The sequence below is a fragment of the Pectobacterium sp. PL64 genome, from assembly GCF_022477975.1.
In the GTDB taxonomy this organism is placed as follows: domain Bacteria; phylum Pseudomonadota; class Gammaproteobacteria; order Enterobacterales; family Enterobacteriaceae; genus Pectobacterium; species Pectobacterium jejuense.
This window is the reverse complement of sequence record NZ_CP092070.1, coordinates 150,043-167,954: the sequence shown is the minus strand read 5'-3', so window position 1 is coordinate 167,954 and position 17,912 is coordinate 150,043. Positions and strand designations below refer to the sequence as shown.

At 50.2% G+C, this 17,912-nt stretch carries 14 protein-coding genes, 2 tRNA genes and 3 pseudogenes; 5 read left to right on the top strand and 14 right to left on the bottom strand.

Going from position 1 to position 17,912, the window contains the following annotated elements; all coding sequences use genetic code 11:
• The first annotated feature begins 11 nt into the window (after nucleotides 1–11).
• Together HP572_RS00775 and HP572_RS00770 are read left to right on the top strand one after the other, a co-directional pair.
• Complete coding sequence (locus tag HP572_RS00775; protein WP_010279707.1) at nucleotides 12–890, top strand: U32 family peptidase; 879 nt, start codon at nucleotides 12–14, stop codon at nucleotides 888–890.
• Between the two features lie 166 nt (nucleotides 891–1,056).
• Nucleotides 1,057–2,064: a luciferase-like monooxygenase gene (locus HP572_RS00770; RefSeq protein ID WP_240584502.1), complete on the top strand. Its 1,008-nt coding sequence runs from the start codon at nucleotides 1,057–1,059 to the stop codon at nucleotides 2,062–2,064.
• A gap of 87 nt (nucleotides 2,065–2,151) precedes the next feature.
• Here HP572_RS00770 and HP572_RS00765 read toward each other — a convergent pair whose 3' ends face one another.
• The 12 genes and pseudogenes from HP572_RS00765 to HP572_RS00715 all read right to left on the bottom strand — a co-directional run.
• Entirely contained in the window at nucleotides 2,152–4,050 is a 1,899-nt protein-coding gene (locus HP572_RS00765) for a DEAD/DEAH family ATP-dependent RNA helicase (protein ID WP_014914132.1), read from the bottom strand.
• On the bottom strand, nucleotides 4,043–4,114 hold the full coding sequence (gene yrbN / locus HP572_RS22955; protein WP_223193433.1) for a protein YrbN: 72 nt from the start codon (nucleotides 4,112–4,114) through the stop codon (nucleotides 4,043–4,045). The genes HP572_RS00765 and yrbN overlap by 8 nt, the downstream gene beginning before the upstream one ends.
• A 111-nt stretch (nucleotides 4,115–4,225) precedes the next feature.
• Nucleotides 4,226–5,110 (bottom strand): lipoprotein NlpI, encoded by an 885-nt coding sequence (nlpI, locus tag HP572_RS00760; RefSeq protein WP_010279700.1) that lies wholly within the window; start codon nucleotides 5,108–5,110, stop codon nucleotides 4,226–4,228.
• A 140-nt stretch (nucleotides 5,111–5,250) separates the two neighbouring features.
• Nucleotides 5,251–7,371, bottom strand: a complete 2,121-nt coding sequence (gene pnp, locus HP572_RS00755; RefSeq protein WP_010300014.1) for a polyribonucleotide nucleotidyltransferase — start codon at nucleotides 7,369–7,371, stop codon at nucleotides 5,251–5,253.
• A gap of 249 nt (nucleotides 7,372–7,620) precedes the next feature.
• Nucleotides 7,621–7,890, bottom strand: a complete 270-nt coding sequence (rpsO, locus tag HP572_RS00750; RefSeq protein ID WP_010279698.1) for a 30S ribosomal protein S15 — start codon at nucleotides 7,888–7,890, stop codon at nucleotides 7,621–7,623.
• 122 nt (nucleotides 7,891–8,012) lie between these two features.
• A complete protein-coding gene (gene truB, locus HP572_RS00745) occupies nucleotides 8,013–8,957 on the bottom strand; it encodes a tRNA pseudouridine(55) synthase TruB (RefSeq protein ID WP_240584501.1) in 945 nt (314 codons plus the stop codon).
• On the bottom strand, nucleotides 8,957–9,355 hold the full coding sequence (gene rbfA, locus HP572_RS00740) for a 30S ribosome-binding factor RbfA (protein ID WP_039491232.1): 399 nt from the start codon (nucleotides 9,353–9,355) through the stop codon (nucleotides 8,957–8,959). Before rbfA ends, truB begins: the two co-directional genes overlap by 1 nt.
• Nucleotides 9,356–9,429: 74 nt before the next feature.
• Nucleotides 9,430–12,130, bottom strand: a pseudogene (infB, locus tag HP572_RS00735) (translation initiation factor IF-2).
• 25 nt (nucleotides 12,131–12,155) lie between these two features.
• Nucleotides 12,156–13,685 (bottom strand): transcription termination factor NusA, encoded by a 1,530-nt coding sequence (gene nusA / locus HP572_RS00730; RefSeq protein ID WP_205553618.1) that lies wholly within the window; start codon nucleotides 13,683–13,685, stop codon nucleotides 12,156–12,158.
• Between the two features lie 21 nt (nucleotides 13,686–13,706).
• Nucleotides 13,707–14,159, bottom strand: coding sequence for a ribosome maturation factor RimP (gene rimP / locus HP572_RS00725; RefSeq protein WP_010279686.1), 453 nt, complete (start codon nucleotides 14,157–14,159; stop codon nucleotides 13,707–13,709).
• 218 nt (nucleotides 14,160–14,377) lie between these two features.
• Nucleotides 14,378–14,454, bottom strand: a tRNA-Met gene (locus tag HP572_RS00720).
• 309 nt (nucleotides 14,455–14,763) lie between these two features.
• A pseudogene (locus HP572_RS00715) lies at nucleotides 14,764–14,901 on the bottom strand (response regulator transcription factor); the annotation flags it as partial.
• Nucleotides 14,902–15,748: 847 nt separating this feature from the next.
• On the opposite strand from HP572_RS00715, the pseudogene HP572_RS00705 reads away from it, so the two are divergent.
• From HP572_RS00705 to HP572_RS00695, 3 genes and pseudogenes are all read left to right on the top strand, one after another.
• A pseudogene (locus HP572_RS00705) lies at nucleotides 15,749–16,247 on the top strand (lysozyme).
• A gap of 559 nt (nucleotides 16,248–16,806) precedes the next feature.
• Complete coding sequence (locus HP572_RS00700) at nucleotides 16,807–17,007, top strand: hypothetical protein (protein WP_240584500.1); 201 nt, start codon at nucleotides 16,807–16,809, stop codon at nucleotides 17,005–17,007.
• A gap of 70 nt (nucleotides 17,008–17,077) precedes the next feature.
• Nucleotides 17,078–17,251, top strand: coding sequence for a hypothetical protein (locus HP572_RS00695; RefSeq protein WP_240584499.1), 174 nt, complete (start codon nucleotides 17,078–17,080; stop codon nucleotides 17,249–17,251).
• Nucleotides 17,252–17,313: 62 nt separating this feature from the next.
• On the opposite strand, the gene HP572_RS00690 is transcribed toward HP572_RS00695, so the two are convergent.
• Both HP572_RS00690 and secG read right to left on the bottom strand, forming a co-directional pair.
• Nucleotides 17,314–17,400 (bottom strand) — tRNA-Leu (locus HP572_RS00690).
• Between the two features lie 24 nt (nucleotides 17,401–17,424).
• On the bottom strand, nucleotides 17,425–17,757 hold the full coding sequence (gene secG, locus HP572_RS00685; protein ID WP_014914113.1) for a preprotein translocase subunit SecG: 333 nt from the start codon (nucleotides 17,755–17,757) through the stop codon (nucleotides 17,425–17,427).
• Nucleotides 17,758–17,912 lie beyond the last annotated feature (155 nt).

Genomic DNA, 17,912 nt, shown 5'->3' with positions numbered 1-17,912 from the left:
CAGGAGAACACATGAAATACGCATTAGGGAATATTCTCTACTATTGGCCGAAAGAGGATGTTGAGGCATTTTATCAGGCCGCGGTGAACAGCAGCGCCGATATCATTTATCTCGGCGAAACGGTGTGCAGCAAGCGCCGTCTGATGAAGGTGGCAGACTGGTTCAATGTCGCTCGTGAGGTCGCCAACAGCGGTAAACAGGTGGTGATCTCTACGCTTGCGCTCTTACAAGCGCCGTCTGAACTTACCGAGCTAAAACGCTATGTGGAGAACGGCGAGTTCTTGCTGGAAGCGAACGATCTGGGTGCCGTTAACATCGCCGCCGAACGCAATCTGCCGTTTGTCGCCGGACACGCGCTCAACTGCTACAACGCGTACACCCTGCGAGTCCTGCATAAACAAGGCATGGTGCGCTGGTGCATGCCCGTTGAACTCTCCCGAGACTGGCTGCAAAACCTGCTGAATCAGTGTGACGAGCTTGGCTTTCGCCATCAGTTTGAAGTGGAGGTGCTCAGCTACGGCCATTTACCGTTAGCCTACTCCGCCCGCTGCTTTACCGCTCGTTCAGAAGATCGACCAAAGGATGAATGCGAAACCTGCTGTCTCAGCTATCCGCAAGGCAGAAAAATGCTGTCGCAGGAGAACCAGCAGGTGTTTGTCCTCAACGGCATTCAGACGCAAAGCGGCTATTGCTACAACCTCGGCAACGAACTGACATCAATGCAGGATCTGGTCGATATCGTCCGGCTGTCCCCGAACGATATCAGCACGCCGGCGATGTTGGATAAATTCCGCGCCAACGAACAAGGCAATGCGCCATTAACGCTGGAAAATCAGGCGGATTGCAACGGCTACTGGCGTCGCGTCGCTGGCCTTGAACTCGTTCAATAACTCCTTTTCTATCAGGGCGGTCAGCCGCCCTTTCCTTCCTAAGCGCACCTTTTGAATTACATAGCGCTGCAACATTCCCGCATACTGTTCTGACTTTCATCATTGACTGACGGCGTTAGCATCCACCGAATGGGTGGAGTCAGTGAACAACAAAGTGAGCCATATTATGTCTACGTCTTCTCAACCCACCGTGTTTTCCGTCCTCGATCTTGCGCCGATTCCGCAAGGTGCGACAGCGCGTGACGCCTTCAATCGCTCGTTAGATCTGGCGCAACATACAGAAAAATGGGGCTATCACCGCTATTGGCTGGCGGAACACCACAGCATGACAGGTATCGCCAGCGCGGCAACATCAGTGCTTCTTGGCTATCTTGCTTCGGGAACACAGCGCATTCGTCTCGGCTCCGGCGGCGTGATGCTGCCGAACCACTCGCCGCTCGTCATCGCTGAACAGTTCGGTACGCTGGAGTCGCTGTATCCCGGCCGTATCGATTTGGGATTAGGCCGTGCACCCGGTACCGATCAGCGCACCATGATGGCGCTGCGTCGTCACCTTAATGCCGATATCGAAGATTTCCCACGCGATGTGCAGGAATTGCAACGCTATTTTGCCGATGCACTGCCGGGTCAGGGAGTACAGGCAGTCCCTGGACAGGGCTTACACGTTCCGATCTGGCTATTGGGATCGAGCCTGTACAGCGCACAGCTGGCCGCGAGACTGGGATTACCTTTTGCCTTCGCCGCCCATTTCGCACCCGACATGTTGCTGGAAGCATTCCGCCTCTACCGTGAAAACTTTGTCCCTTCTGCCACCCACGCCAAGCCCTACGCGATGGTTTGCATCAATGTGGTTGCGGCCGATAGCGATCGGGACGCGCGTTTCCTCTTTACCTCGATGCAGCAGCAGTTCATCAACCTGCGCCGTGGTACGCCGGGCCCGCTGCCCGCGCCGGTAGAGAATATCGACACAGTCGGATCGCCTGCCGAACAGTTTGGTGCGGAGCAAGCACTGCGGCTGTCGATTGTTGGCGATAGCGCGAAAGTCCGTCATGGATTGCAGAGCCTTTTGCGTGAAACGCAGGCGGATGAAGTGATGATCAACGGTCAAATCTTTGATCATCAGGCGCGACTGCGATCGTTTGAAATCGCAATGGATGTACGGCAGACGCTGTAATATCGAATGAGTGAGTTTGTTCTGACCAAAAAAAACGACCCGTTAAGGGTCGTTTTGTATTGCAGTAGATTTTAAAAAAATCGTAGCTTACGCGTCAGCAGGACGACGACGTGGAGCGCGTGAAGCGCCGTCACGGTTATCACGGTTGAAAGAACGCTCGCGACGCTCACCGCCGTTACCGTTACCTTCACGGCGTTCACCACCGCCGAAAGAGCGACGTGGTGCTGCGCCATCACGACGTTCGCCACCAGGACGACCACCGCCACGACGCTCTGGCTGTGCAACTGCATCACCCATCAACTGCATATTCATTGGTTTGTTCAGAATACGCGTACGGGTGAAATGTGATAACAGGTCGCCCGGCATACCTTTCGGCAGTTCAATCGTCGAGTGAGACGCGAACAGCTTGATGTTACCGATGTAGCGGCTGCTGATATCACCTTCGTTGGCGATAGCACCAACAATGTGGCGAACTTCAACGCCGTCATCACGACCCACTTCGATACGATACAGTTCCATCTCGCCAGCATCACGACGCTCACGACGTTGTGGACGGTCACCGTCACGGCTGTCACGAGAATCGCGAGGATCACGACGACGATCGCCACGTGAATCACTGCGAGACTCATCACGATCGCGGAATTCGCGACGAGGACGGAATACCGGGTCTGGTGGCAGAATCAGAGGACGTTCGCCCTGCGCCATTTTCAGCAGCGCAGCAGCCAGCGTTTCGACATCCAGCTCTTCCTGCGGTTGCAGTTTTGTCAGCAGCGCGCGGTACATGTCCAGATCGCTGCTTTCCAGCTGTTGCTGTACTTTAGCGGCGAATTTAGCCAGACGGCGTTGACCCAGCAATTCAGCATTTGGCAATTCCACTTCAGGAATGGTCAGCTTCATTGTGCGCTCAACGTTGCGCAGCAGGCGACGCTCACGGTTTTCGACGAACAGCAGAGCACGGCCCGCACGACCCGCACGACCGGTACGGCCAATACGGTGAACGTAAGACTCAGCATCCATCGGAATATCGTAGTTCACTACCAGGCTGATACGCTCAACGTCCAGACCACGCGCCGCAACGTCGGTCGCGATCAGGATATCCAGACGACCATCTTTCAGACGTTCCAGCGTTTGCTCACGCAGCGCCTGATTCATGTCACCGTTCAGCGCGGCGCTGTTGTAACCGCTACGCTCCAGGGCTTCGGCCACTTCCAGCGTCGCATTTTTGGTACGAACGAAAATAATCGCCGCATCAAAATCTTCCGCTTCCAGAAAACGTACCAGCGCTTCATTTTTACGCATACCCTGCACCGTCCAGTAGCTCTGGCTGATGTCTGGACGCGTAGTAATGCTTGATTGAATGCGAACTTCTTGCGGATCTTTCATGAAACGGCGCGTAATGCGGCGAATCGCTTCAGGCATGGTCGCAGAGAACAGGGCAGTCTGATGTTCAGCAGGAATCTGAGCCATGATGTTTTCAACATCTTCGATGAAGCCCATACGCAGCATTTCATCAGCTTCGTCCAGCACCAAACCACTCAGGTTGGACAGATCCAGCGTACCGCGTTTCAGGTGATCCAGCAGACGGCCCGGCGTACCCACAACGATCTGTGCACCGCCACGCAAAGCGCGCAGTTGCACGTCATAGCGCTGACCGCCGTACAGTGCGACGACGTTCACGCCGTGCATATGTTTGGAGAAATCATTGCAGGCCTCTGCTACCTGCACCGCCAGCTCGCGGGTCGGTGCCAGCACCAGAATCTGTGGTGCTTTAAGTTCAGGTTTCAGATTGTTCAGTAATGGCAGAGAGAACGCTGCTGTTTTACCGCTACCGGTCTGTGCCATACCCAGCACATCGCGACCGTTCAGCAGGTGAGGAATACATTCCGCCTGAATCGGAGACGGTTTTTCATAGCCCAAATCAGTCAGGGCGTTAAGGATAGAGGTGTTCAGCCCCAAATCGGCAAAAGAAGTTACTAAATCAGTCATGTACACGTGCCTCATTAAACATGGCGGCCAGTCTACATAACTCGTCGTGAAAATTTTCAGTCATTTTCATTGAAAAGTGTGAACCGGCTCAAATTGGATTAAAAAGCGAACAAAAAAGCCCTCACCCGTTAAGGTGATAACCGAAGTTTTTTCAGGCTGATTAAGTGTTCGTCAGCTATTGCTGGTCCGATCCTGATAGGTCGTCTTGCTCTTGGCCTAATAGCGCCAATTCCAACAATGCATAGCGGTGCTCAACAAAGTTATGAACGTTGTTGGCAACCGTCAGCTTGAACAGCGCCAAAGCGGTGTTCTTGTCCCCCAGACTTAGGTAGTGCTTACCTAAATAGAAGTCAGTTTCACTGAGATGCTCAGCGAGCGAAGTGTTATCCGTAGCTTCTACCTGTAAACGCTGCATCAGTGTTTTTTCACTGATACTGCCCAGATAGAATTCGACAATATTCCATCCCCAAGGCCCTTTCTTGGCGTCGTCATAGCGTTTCTTCAACGCAATTTTGGCCGTCTCTGGATTGATTTCTCGCTCCACAAGATACAGCCACAACGAACGGAAAGGATCATTCGGATCGTCTCGATAAAACGCCAGCAGATCATCCTGCGCTAACAGATAGCGACCGCCATAATACAAAGCGATGCCTCGGTTTAAACGCGCGTAATTGTAAGTTGGATCAAGCTCTAGTACAGAATCAAACGCTTCATAGGCAGCATCAAAATTGCCTGCCTGCGTTAAATAGATACCCAAATAGTTAAAAACTTCTGGAATATCAGGGCGGATCGTCAGCGCTTGTGAAAAATCATTCCGCGCCAATGCCCGTAACCCGAGACTATCATACAGCACTCCGCGCTCATATAATAGCTGTGCTCGCTCATCATCGGTTAATGCCCGGCTTGCAAGGATTTGTTCCATGCGTGCCAGGATCACTTCCTGCTGCAAAGTAGGCTGTAACGGAATCGCCAATACTGCGTCTTTACGCCAATCCGTGTTGCTGCATCCTGCCAGCATGAGTGCTGTTGCAACATAACACCAGCGCAAGAAAGGCTTCATTTCCCACTCCCGAAGACAAACATTGGATGAACATCCTGTCCCGGACCGCTCAACGCAAGGTCATCCATTCCCTTACGATACACGCAGCACCTTGCCATGATAATCAGGCAAGGTGCCATAAGACCGTTATCTAACAGTCGTTATTCCTCAGAAGACGGGGCTGCCGCTTCCTGAGTTTGCGCAGTTGCTTCTTTGATGCTTAAGCGCACGCGACCCTGGCGATCAACTTCCAGAACCTTGACCGGCACTTCCTGACCCATTTGCAGGTAGTCAGTCACTTTCTCTACGCGCTTATCGGCGATCTGAGAAATATGCACCAGGCCTTCTTTGCCGCCGCCAATAGCGACGAAAGCACCAAAATCAACGATGCGGGTAACTTTACCCTGATACACGCGGCCGACTTCGATTTCGGCAGTGATCTCTTCAATACGACGAATCGCGTGTTTCGCTTTTTCGCCGTCGGTTGAAGCGATCTTCACAGTACCATCGTCTTCGATTTCAATAGTTGTGCCCGTTTCTTCCGTCAGCGCACGAATCACAGAACCACCTTTACCGATCACGTCTTTAATCTTATCGGTACTGATCTTGATGGTGTGAATACGCGGTGCGAATTCAGAGATATCGCCACGTGGCGTGCTGATCGCCTGCTCCATCACGCCCAGAATGTGCAAACGTGCACCTTTGGCCTGATTCAAAGCAACCTGCATGATCTCACGGGTAATCCCTTCGATCTTGATATCCATCTGCAGCGCGGTGATACCTTCGCGGCTACCAGCAACTTTGAAGTCCATATCGCCCAGGTGGTCTTCGTCACCCAGAATGTCAGACAGAACAACAAAATTGTCGCCTTCTTTCACCAGACCCATCGCGATACCCGCAACGGCTGATTTGATTGGCACGCCCGCATCCATCAGTGCCAGAGAAGCACCGCAGACAGACGCCATGGAAGAAGAACCGTTGGATTCCGTGATTTCAGACACCACACGCACGGTGTACGGGAATTCGTTCGCCTTCGGCATAACTGCCAACACGCCACGCTTAGCCAGACGACCGTGACCGATCTCACGACGCTTAGGCGAACCGACCATACCAGTTTCACCAACAGAGTACGGAGGGAAGTTGTAGTGCAGCAGGAAGCGATCGGTACGTTCACCGGTCAGCTCGTCAATATTCTGCGCATCACGCTCAGTCCCCAACGTTGCGGTTACCAACGCCTGCGTTTCACCACGGGTGAACAGTGCAGAACCGTGGGTACGCGGCAGTACGCCAGTACGCACATCCAGACCACGAATCATGTCTTTTTCACGGCCATCGATACGCGGTTCGCCAGCCAACACGCGGCTACGTACGACATTTTTCTCAACGTTACCCAGAATTTCCTGGATATCGCCCGCATTCAGCGTTTCGTCTTCGGCTTGCAGAGCGGCAACAACATCAGCTTTGATGACGTCAACTTGCGCATAACGCTCTTGTTTTTCAGTGATGCGGTAAGCGTCACCCAGACGTGCTTCAGACAAAGCCTGTACACGCTGCTCTAAAGAAACGTTAACTTCTGGTGCATGCCAGTCCCACTTCGGTTTGCCTGCTTCAGCAACCAGAGCGTTGATGTTCTGGATAACGATCTGCTGTTGCTCGTGACCAAACACCACAGCACCCAGCATCTGATCTTCGCTCAGCAACTCAGCTTCGGATTCCACCATCAGAACCGCGCCTTCTGTACCTGCAACCACCAGATCCAGACGGCTTTCTTTCAGCTCATCCATCGTTGGGTTCAGGACATACTGATCGTTCAGGTAACCGACGCGTGCAACACCGATAGGACCGTTGAACGGAATACCAGACAGGCTCAGCGCCGCAGAGGCACCAATCATGGCAACGATGTCAGGGCTAACCTGTGGGTTAACAGAAACGACGGTCGCAATCACCTGAACTTCATTCAGGAAACCTTCTGGGAACAGAGGGCGGATCGGGCGGTCAATCAGACGAGAGGTCAGCGTTTCACCTTCGCTTGGACGGCCTTCACGGCGGAAGAAACCACCAGGGAAACGTCCAGCAGCGTAAGTACGCTCCTGATAGTTAACCGTTAATGGGAAGAAACTTTGACCAGGTTTGGCACTTTTAGCGCCTACAACGGTAACGAATACCGCGGTGTCATCCATGCTTACCATCACAGCGGCGGTAGCCTGGCGTGCCATCATACCGGTCTCTAACGTGACGGTATGCTGACCATATTGGAACTTACGGACGATCGGATTCAGCAAAATAATATCCTTAGCTGGGGCGCGCTACACGTATTCAAGATAAACGCGCCAGTGAACTCCCGACCTTTACACTACATCCTCACGACTAATGACAACCCTTATCTTGCTTATGCAGATAAAGCCTCTCATTAGCCGCGCGAACCTCTGTAATGAAAGATCATATTAACAACAATACACTACTCTGTTTTGCTAACGCTTCCTAGAAGAAAGGGGCCAAAAGAGGCCCCTTCCCACTGAAACTCAGAAGACTTAGCGACGCAGACCCAGACGCTCGATCAGACTGGTGTAACGTGCTACATCTTTACGCTTCAGGTAGTCCAGCAGCTTACGACGCTGAGAAACCATACGCAGCAGACCACGACGGCTGTGGTGATCTTTTTTGTGCTCAGAAAAGTGGCCTTGCAGATGGTTGATCTGCGCAGTCAGCAAAGCAACCTGAACTTCAGTAGAACCACTATCGTTAGTGCCACGACCGAAGTCTGCTACGATTTTAGCTTTAGCTTCAACACTTAGAGACATTGTAATACTCCAAACATTATAGATAAAAAAACAGGCGCCGATCTCTAATTCAGCCACCCAATAGTCAAGCCGCGCTATTCTACCCTCAGCGTTCTGCGATAGCAAGGCAGCAACAGGCGGGTTTACACCGGAAACTCAACAACCAGACGACGTGGCGCAACGCGGCCATCGCTATCAATTTCACCCATTCCGATAAATTTGTGTTCGTCGCCTTCGGTGATTCTCACCATGCCGTTCGAGGGCACACTCGCTGCCTGAACCGCTTGCCCCAGCTTCAAATAACCCGCGACAACCGGCGTCAAATTCACCTCAGGAAAATCAATGACTGGGCTTTCCATCGGCATAAGCAGCGGATCGAGACTCTGCGAAAGTGGGAGCTCTTGTGTTTGAGCCTGCTCGGCCAAAGCCGCTAGCTGCTCCAGCGTCACCATTCTTTCGGTAGGATAGGTGGCAACCTGTAAACGACGCAGGTAAATCACATGCGCGCCACAGCCCAGCTTTTCGCCCAGATCGTCAATAATGGTACGGATGTACGTGCCTTTCGAGCAGTGAATCTCCAGCTCTAGCTCATCACCTTCCCAGCGAATGAACTGCAGTTCGTACACAGTGATTTCACGCGCTTCACGTGGAACCGTCAGCCCCTGACGCGCATACTCATACAGCTTACGCCCCTGATACTTCAGCGCCGAGTACATGGACGGCACTTGCTGCGTGGTACCACGAAAGCCTTCCAGCGCCTGCTCCAGATCGGTAGCAGAAAAACCAATCGCACGCTCTTCAATCACGTTGCCATCGGCATCAGAGGTGTCAGTCCGCTGCCCTAGCCGAGCAATAACACGGTAGCGTTTATCAGAATCCAGCAAATACTGGGAAAATTTCGTCGCTTCCCCAAGGCAAATCGGCAACATACCGGTGGCTAATGGATCCAACGCCCCTGTATGGCCCGCTCTGTTGGCGTTAAAAATCCGTTTTACCTTCTGCAAAACATCATTAGACGACACGCCCTGCGGCTTATCTAATAGCAATACGCCGTGTATATCACGGCCACGGCGACGAGGACGACTCATTAATCCTCCTGATCTTCGCCCGTAACAGAACGACGTTCCGTATCGTTTCTGACCACATTGGTCACCAGATTGGACATTCTCATCCCTTCAACCAACGAGTTGTCGTAGGAGAATGTCAGTGCCGGGACAACACGCAGGCGCATTGCTTTGCCAACCAGAGTACGGATAAAACCAGACGCATCCTGCAGTGCTTTGATTGCCGTTTGAACTTGCTCTGGTTCGTTATCATTCAGGAAGGTCACAAAAACCTTGGCATACGCCAGATCGCGAGACACTTCTACACCGGATACGGTCGCCATGCCGATACGCGGGTCTTTCACTTCACGCTGAATGATAATGGCGATTTCTTTTTGCATTTCCTGCGCAACGCGCTGGGTGCGGCTGAATTCTTTTGCCATGATAAATTCTCCAGTAAAAATCGGGGGGCACTAGGCCCCCCTTACGAATCACTTACGTCGTCGCTGAAAACGGATTACGCGATCGTACGTTTGATCTCAATCGTTTCAAAGACTTCGATCATATCGCCAGGGCGAACGTCGTTGTAGTTCTTCACGCCGATACCACATTCCATGCCGTTACGGACTTCGTTAACGTCATCTTTGAAGCGGCGCAGAGATTCCAGCTCGCCTTCATAGATCACCACGTTGTCACGCAGTACACGGATCTTGTTGTGACGCTTAACGATACCTTCCGTCACCATACAACCGGCGATAGCGCCAAATTTCGGTGATTTAAAGACATCACGCACTTCGGCGAGACCGATGATCTCTTGCTTATATTCCGGCGCCAGCATACCGCTCATCGCCTGTTTCACTTCGTCGATCAAATCATAGATGACGGAGTAATAACGCAGATCCAGACTTTCCGCTTCCACTACGCGGCGAGCTGATGCATCTGCACGAACGTTAAAGCCAAGGATAATAGCATTCGATGCCGCTGCCAGCGTGGCGTCCGTTTCTGTGATACCGCCCACACCGGAACCGACGATCTTCACTTTCACTTCGTCAGTAGACAGTTTCTGCAGTGAATCGGAAATCGCTTCACAAGAACCCTGAACGTCAGATTTCAGAACGATGTTCAGCTCAGAAACTTCACCTTCTGTCCATGTTGGCAAACATGTTTTCCAGTTTAGATTTCTGCTGACGAGCCAGTTTAACTTCACGGAATTTACCCTGACGATACAAGGCTACTTCACGTGCTTTCTTCTCGTCACGAACAACCGTCGCTTCGTCACCTGCAGCAGGCACACCGGACATACCGAGAATTTCTACAGGAATAGAAGGACCCGCGGACGTAATTTCACGACCTAATTCATCACGCATCGCACGAACACGGCCATATTCGAAGCCGCACAGAACGATATCGCCTTTATTCAGCGTACCTTCACGAACCAGTACGGTTGCAACTGGGCCACGACCTTTATCCAGGAAAGATTCGATCACGACACCGTTCGCCATGCCGCTACGGACCGCTTTCAGTTCCAGAACTTCGGCCTGCAACAGAATCGCATCCAGCAGTTCGTCGATACCAGTACCTGCTTTAGCGGATACGTGGACAAACTGAGATTCGCCGCCCCACTCTTCCGGCATGATGCCGTACTGAGACAGTTCCGTTTTCACACGATCTGGATCAGAGTCAGGTTTATCGATTTTGTTTACTGCAACAACCACCGGAACCTGAGCCGCTTTCGCATGCTGGATCGCTTCGATGGTCTGAGGCATCACGCCATCATCCGCTGCGACAACCAGTACCACGATATCCGTTGCCTGAGCACCACGAGCACGCATTGCGGTAAACGCGGCGTGTCCCGGCGTATCCAGGAAGGTGATCATACCGTTGTCGGTTTCAACATGGTAAGCACCAATGTGCTGGGTAATCCCACCCGCTTCACCTGCTGCTACCTTGGTTGAACGAATATAGTCAAGCAGTGAGGTTTTACCGTGGTCAACATGGCCCATGATGGTCACGACTGGCGCGCGAGATTCCGCTGCAACACCCGTATCACGGTCGCTCATTACCGCTTCTTCCAGCTCGTTTTCACGACGCAGGATGACTTTATGGCCCATCTCTTCCGCGACGAGTTGCGCGGTTTCCTGGTCGATGACCTGGTTGATTGTTGCCATTGCGCCCAGTTTCATCATCGTTTTGATGACCTGAGAGCCTTTAACCGCCATTTTGTTAGCCAGTTCAGCAACGGTAACCGTTTCGCCGATGATCACATCACGGTTCACTGCCTGAGCAGGCTTATTGAAGCTCTGCTGCAGTGTACTTGGCTTACGTTTACCTTTACCACCACGGGTAACAGCACGCGCTTCTTCACGGTCAGCCTTGGACTCAGACTGGCGATTACCTTTCTTCTGCTTGGTGACTTTGGCTGCGCGAGTACGGGTACGGCGCTCACCTTCAACCTGACGGTCGTTTTCATCTTCCGCTTCGCGGGCATGATGAGAGGTCGTCACATGATAATCGGCAGATTCTTCTGGTTTAGCGCTTTCCGCTTCCCAACGCCCGGCATTTTCTTCAGCCATACGGCGAGCTTCTTCAGCAATACGACGAGCTTCTTCTTCAACCTTAAGACGTGCAGTTTCTTCTGCTTTACGCTTAAGTTCGGCAGCTTCCGCTTCACGTTTCGCTTTCTCAGACTGAGCCGGCTTGGTCATATTTTCGTTTTGTTGGTTCGTCACTTTTTCTTTTTCCGCTACATCACGCTTAGCTTTTTCAGCGGCCTCACGTTTGGCTTGCTCGTCGGCAGCACGCTTCGCTTTCTCAGCAGCTTCGCGCAGATCGGCCTCGCGTTTAGCCTGCTCTTCAGCGGCACGTTGTGCCTGTTCTTCCGCTTCACGCCGTGCCTGCTCTTCCTCTTCAGCCTGTTGGGCATCAATCGGATCGCGTTTTACATAAGTGCGTGTCTTGCGGACTTCGATCTGCACCGACTTACTTTTTCCGCCGGTGCTAGGGACATTTAACGTGCTGCGCGTTTTACGTTGCAGCGTCAATTTACTCGGCGCATTACCGCGATCGCGGTTCAGATGCGCCAATAACGTTTCTTTTTCATGCTGGGTCACAGAGTCTGATGCAGACTTGGTCATTCCCGCATCAGCAAACTGCTGTATCAGGCGGTCGACCGGAGTCTGAATCTCTGCGGCCAGCGATTTTACGGTTACATCTGTCATGCTGTTCCTTTCCTGCTACAGTTCGTTATTCGTTGTTGTCGCCAAACCAACAGATATTACGTGCGGCCATAATCAATTCGCCCGCTTGCTCATCATTGAGCTCTTCAATATCTGTCAGGTCGTCAACACCCTGTTCAGCAAGATCTTCCAGCGTACAAACACCGATCGCAGCAAGCTTGAATGCCAACTCACGCGACAGCCCAGGCAAGCCAAGCAAGTCTTCAGCAGGTTGACCGTCACCCAGGCTTTCTTCATGTGCCAGTGCCAGCGTTGTTAATGCGGCTTTCGCACGCTCACGCAATGCTTCAACGGTTTCTTCATCAAGGCCTTCGATGGCCAACAGTTCCTTGATTGGCACGTAAGCCAGTTCTTCAAGTGAGGAGAAACCTTCTTCAACCAGCACAGTGGCAAACTCGTCATCAATATCAAGGTGCTTGGTAAAGACGTCGATTGCAGCATGTGCTTCAGCCTGATGCTTGGCTTGAAGATCTTCCACTGTCATCACGTTCAGTTCCCAACGATCGTCTGAACGATGCTGTTTCAACAGTTGGGAAGCCAAACGTACGTTCTGCCCGTTTCGACCAATCGCCTGAGCCAGATTGCTCGACTCAACAGCGATATCCATCGTGCAGGTATCTTCATCAACCACGATCGATACCACATCGGCAGGTGCCATGGCATTGATGACAAACTGTGCAGGATTATCATCCCACAGAATGATATCAATACGCTCGCCGCCCAGCTCGCTGGAAACAGCCTGCACACGTGCACCGCGCATACCGACACAAGCACCGACAGGATCGATACGTTTGTCATTCGTCTTCACTGCAATTTTTGCACGTGAACCCGGATCGCGGGCCGCTGCCTTAATCTCGATAACTTCTTCACCGATTTCTGGCACTTCAATGCGGAAGAGTTCAACCAGCATTTCCGGGCGGGAACGGCTGACAAACAGTTGAGCACCGCGAGCTTCAGGACGAACAGAGTACAGCACGCCACGAATACGGTCGCCAGGGCGGAAATTTTCACGAGGCAGCATGTCTTCACGGCCAATTACCGCTTCTGCACTGGTGTTAGAGCCATCGATTGGTCTGACTTCAAGCGAAATATTATCACGGTTCACCTTCTTCACGACACCGGTGATAATCTCGCCTTCTTGCTCACGGAACTGATCAACAACCATCGCACGTTCTGCTTCACGCACTTTCTGTACGATAACCTGTTTTGCCGTTTGCGTCGTAATGCGGTCAAAAGTTACGGATTCGATTTGATCTTCAACGTAACCGCCGACATCAAGAGCAGGATCTTCAAACTGCGCCGCTTCAAGCGTAATTTCGCGGGTTGGCTGAGTGACTTCATTCACAACTAACCAACGACGGAAGGTATCAAAATCGCCCGTTTTGCGATCGATACTGACGCGGACATCAATTTCCTGCTCATATTTTTTCTTGGTCGCTGTCGCCAGTGCGGTTTCCAGCGCTTCAAAAATCTTCTCGCGCGGAAGGGCTTTCTCATTGGAAACTGCTTCAACAACAGCCAGAATCTCTTTGTTCATCCTAGTTGCCTCATCCAAACTTTAAAAGTGGGGTACAAGATTCGCTTTCTGAATGTTGCTCAGCGCGAATACTTCATCTTTGCCTTCCACTGTTATGGTGATCATTTCGCCGTCAACAGCTTTGATGACACCCAACCATTTACGGCGATTCTGGACTGCCATACGCAGCACCACTGTGACCTCTTCACCGACGAAATGCAGATAATGTGCTGCCGTGAATAACGGACGCTCAAGCCCTGGAGACGAAACCTCCAGGTTATAGGCGACAGTGATTGGATCTTCTACGTCCAATACCGCACTGACCTGGTGGCTGACATCAGCACAATCATCAACAGTGATCCCATCTTCACTATCAATATAGATACGCAGCGTCGATTGGCGGCTACGGATGAACTCAATCCCAACCAATTCGTAGCCTAATGCGGCAACGGGTGCTGAAATCATCTCTGTTAATTTTTGCTCTAATGTGGACAAGTCCACCCCCAAGACATAAAAAAAGGGCCTAATAGCCCAGTTGTTTGTTGCCAAATAACAAAAAACCCCGAAGAATCGGGGCTTTATGCAACTGGACCCTAATACCGCTAACCAGCGCGGCATAACTTTCGGTGAAGGATTTTTTCAAAAATCACTGCAAAAAGAGATAGAAATTGAGTGAAGAACGTATTTGAAAAAACACTTTACTGGAAGTTAAGTGGTTGCGGGGGCCGGATTTGAACCGACGACCTTCGGGTTATGAGCCCGACGAGCTACCAAGCTGCTCCACCCCGCGTCCGAAATCGTGGCAAATACTACGCTGACAACTGCATAAATGCAAGTCATCTATAGGATTGGTTCGAAGGCGATTTTTATACGTGTAATACGTTTTTTTGTCAAGAATCATAAAGGGCGTAGAAGCGACCATCGCGATGATGGGCATTCCACTGTAGGAAGCAAATTTTGTGTCGTCACGCAAACCGCAAAGCGGGCCAACCGTTGCAAAAAGACACGGACGCCAGAAATAGCTAAAAGAGTGACGCTGTGGGGGATTCCCTGATGCTTAAAAATCAAACAATAACTGAATGATATAATAGGATAGAACTTATCTTCGTTCTTCTTCTAATAGTACGATCGCAGCCTGTGTTCTGTTACACACATTAAGCCGCCTGAAAATCGACTCCAGATGTGACTTCACGGTTCCTGCACTGATGTTTAATGTTCGGATGATTTGTTTATTAGAAGCCCTGACGCAATCAGTTACAGAACCTCATGCTACCTTTCACTAATATATTTCTCATGCAGTGCCTCCAGGAAAAAACTGTACTCTCCACTTTCTTTATTACAATTTAATAAAATAAAAGCGTTTTTCATCTACTCGAGGAAAGGCCATACATTGTTAATTTACTTTACGCCAACAATATTGGCACCGTGCATAAAATCATTCAACCAAACAGATAACGCCTGAATGAAAAAAGGGGGTTTGTCAACAAAACAACATTCACTTTGCAATCTCTATTTACTTTTATTTTAAAATGCCATATTTAAAAATGACCTCTAAGAAACTTTAGCCTATCTTGAAAGATATTATATCACGCCATTTTTGCATATGCCGTTCACCTTATAGACTGAGCCATATTTATTCGCGCACACTGACATAATAATTTCAGAAAACTGCCCCAAAGAGGAATGCTCTCAGCAGTGAAATATCATCTAAAAAATAACACATAATGGCGTAATTATTTCATAAAAAATTTACTACCAATTTAAAACAGTAAAAAATAAAAACAGACAAGAGTGATAATACCCAAGGGAAAATCCTCGTTTCACACAGAACGATAGCATGACGTCATCAAAGGCAATGACGCTAGCAGACATTGCTCGCGGTATGCAGCATGCTGCCACCACCGCTAATCAATTTATCGCTCATCAATATCAACGGACTCTCGAGCTTTTTTTGAACGTGACGCTGATGACGTGTTAACCCCAAAGACACTTGCGATTCAACTCGATCCCCGGCATCACGTCGATATAGAAATGCAATTGACTGCGCTGAATCCTCCAGAAAGCATCATGAGGTTAATTGATGAATACACCAATCTCGTTCTCCCCCGAATAACGCAAGAGGAAAAGCGGCTAATATTCCGGACACGTTCAATGAAGCGGGCCTCTCGTTAATTAAGAATTTTTAAGGTCTGAAATTAACAAAGTATCGTGACATAGCAGGAAAATTTACGATTGGATATGAACATTTAATACTGTCGAATGAAAATTTTGGTAACGGAATTACCCTGAAGCAGACTTATTGTTACGACAGGAATTAAGAACGACAACAACTGCTGTTCAGCATTATGTGACCGTTGATCTCACGGGAATTAATTTATTGCATTAACGTCATTTACCTATAATCTGGGAATAAATATCCTGAAGACGTCGACATTATTACGACTGCTTAACCAAGGTGACTATGCTGCCGCTGCCGATCAATTTCCACGTTGGGAAAAAAATGGTGAGCAAGTCGTGGAAGAATTCCTTCGTCGTAGAGAAGCAGAGAAAACAATTTTTCTACAAACCATCACACCAAATTAATATTCAACAGAAGTTAAAAATCGCTATTTCATAGAAAAATCATCGTGGATACATTATGGATACCTCACACCCCCCTACTATTTATGACATTCTGATCAATGATATTATTGCATCAGTTGCAGGATTATTCGGCGACCACAGTAAAAACGGCCAGACTATATGCAGCCAGAACGCTGGGTATGGCTAGACGCGATGCCATTAACCGCCAACGATAAGATAAATTATGGCGCGTTACCCCTGCCCTCAGTAGAAAAATGCGTAGCGTTCCATGCCCCGAAAAATCAGTATTAACCAGCCTTATAACGCCGATATCAAAGTGCTTGCCGCTTTTTATCTCTCAGAAGCTGGCGACATCGTTCACCACTCTCGTCTGGTACTCGGAGGGTAGTCTCTCGGCGCAACTATCGTTTTTGAAATGGCGCAGCAGCTCAAAAAAGTATGGCAATAACACATTCGCCGTCTGTGGTTTCAAACGCAGGACGGCAATTCTATGACGTAAGTGAGGAGAAAACACGGGCCATCCCCTGTTGTTAACCGTTTGGCGATATCTGGTATCGCGATGTTAATAACCGCGATCTATTCCGGTGTACTGAAACTCATCAGCCGTTGGCAAGGTTATCTGCCCATTATTGCTCTCATCCTGGTATCGGGGCTTAGCGACTATCTTTATCTGGAAGGCGTCATCCTGTTTGATATCCATCAAGAGAGCTTTTTTTTGTCGGTCTGCGACGCAATTTCAACCGTACAATCAGGATCCTGACGTTGACGCATCCAGCACGGTAGCATTTTTCTCTTCTCTGCCCGATGCCCCGCTAAGCCGCTTTTTTCTTGTGAAAGAATGGTTCAAAGACTATGCGGAAGCAAATATCTGGCTATTGAATGCCGTGGAGAAAGAGCGGTTAAAATATCGAGAGAACATTATTGAGGGAATAGAGAATGCGCCCCAAGCCTTTATCGACTTATTAGACAGCAAACACTTTGGCAAGCAGCTGGTGCGGCTGTAAGGCGCTGAAACAGTAAATTAAAGACAAAAAAATAGACGTCCATTGACGTCTATTTTTTATGTTGGTACCGAGGACGGGACTTGAACCCGTAAGCCCAATCGGGCACTACCACCTCAAGGTAGCGTGTCTACCAATTCCACCACCACGGCATCACAGTTACTGCTTTAAAACGCTTACTTCGGAATGTCACTCGCCGGCGTTGAAGGCGCAGCAGGCGTTGTCGTCTGCTCGGCTTTTTCTGGCTGGCTAAGGTTATCCCATGCACCGCCTCTTTTCTGCAGCGAACTCAAGTTGCCCAGAATGAGACTGATAATGAAGAACAGGGTCGCCAGTATCGCCGTCATGCGGGTCATGAAATTACCAGAGCCGCTCGAACCGAACAAAGTGGCAGAAGCACCTGCTCCGAACGACGCTCCCATATCAGCACCTTTACCCTGCTGAAGCATGATCAAGGCAACGAGCCCGATCGATACTAACAGGAAAATCACTAATAGAGCTTCGTACATAGTCGTACCCGTTAACCGTTTTCCCCATGATTCATGGAGATGCTATATTCTGGCGGTAAACCGCGTGTCATTCCGCTAAGCAGGATGTAGAACATCCCTTATCAAGCGGGTCTGAATACTAACCAAAGGATGTAGCGTACGCAAGGGTAATTTAG

Bases quoted from the DNA above. Each gene is read 5' to 3' on its own strand.
- HP572_RS00700 (WP_240584500.1), top strand. From the start codon at position 16,807: ATGTTAATAACCGCGATCTATTCCGGTGTACTGAAACTCATCAGCCGT.
- rbfA (WP_039491232.1), bottom strand. From the start codon at position 9,355: ATGGCAAAAGAATTCAGCCGCACCCAGCGCGTTGCGCAGGAAATGCAA.
- HP572_RS00770 (WP_240584502.1), top strand. From the start codon at position 1,057: ATGTCTACGTCTTCTCAACCCACCGTGTTTTCCGTCCTCGATCTTGCG.
- rpsO (WP_010279698.1), bottom strand. From the start codon at position 7,890: ATGTCTCTAAGTGTTGAAGCTAAAGCTAAAATCGTAGCAGACTTCGGT.
- HP572_RS00765 (WP_014914132.1), bottom strand. From the start codon at position 4,050: ATGACTGATTTAGTAACTTCTTTTGCCGATTTGGGGCTGAACACCTCT.
- truB (WP_240584501.1), bottom strand. From the start codon at position 8,957: ATGAGTCGTCCTCGTCGCCGTGGCCGTGATATACACGGCGTATTGCTA.
- nusA (WP_205553618.1), bottom strand. From the start codon at position 13,685: ATGAACAAAGAGATTCTGGCTGTTGTTGAAGCAGTTTCCAATGAGAAA.
- HP572_RS00775 (WP_010279707.1), top strand. From the start codon at position 12: ATGAAATACGCATTAGGGAATATTCTCTACTATTGGCCGAAAGAGGAT.
- nlpI (WP_010279700.1), bottom strand. From the start codon at position 5,110: ATGAAGCCTTTCTTGCGCTGGTGTTATGTTGCAACAGCACTCATGCTG.
- secG (WP_014914113.1), bottom strand. From the start codon at position 17,757: ATGTACGAAGCTCTATTAGTGATTTTCCTGTTAGTATCGATCGGGCTC.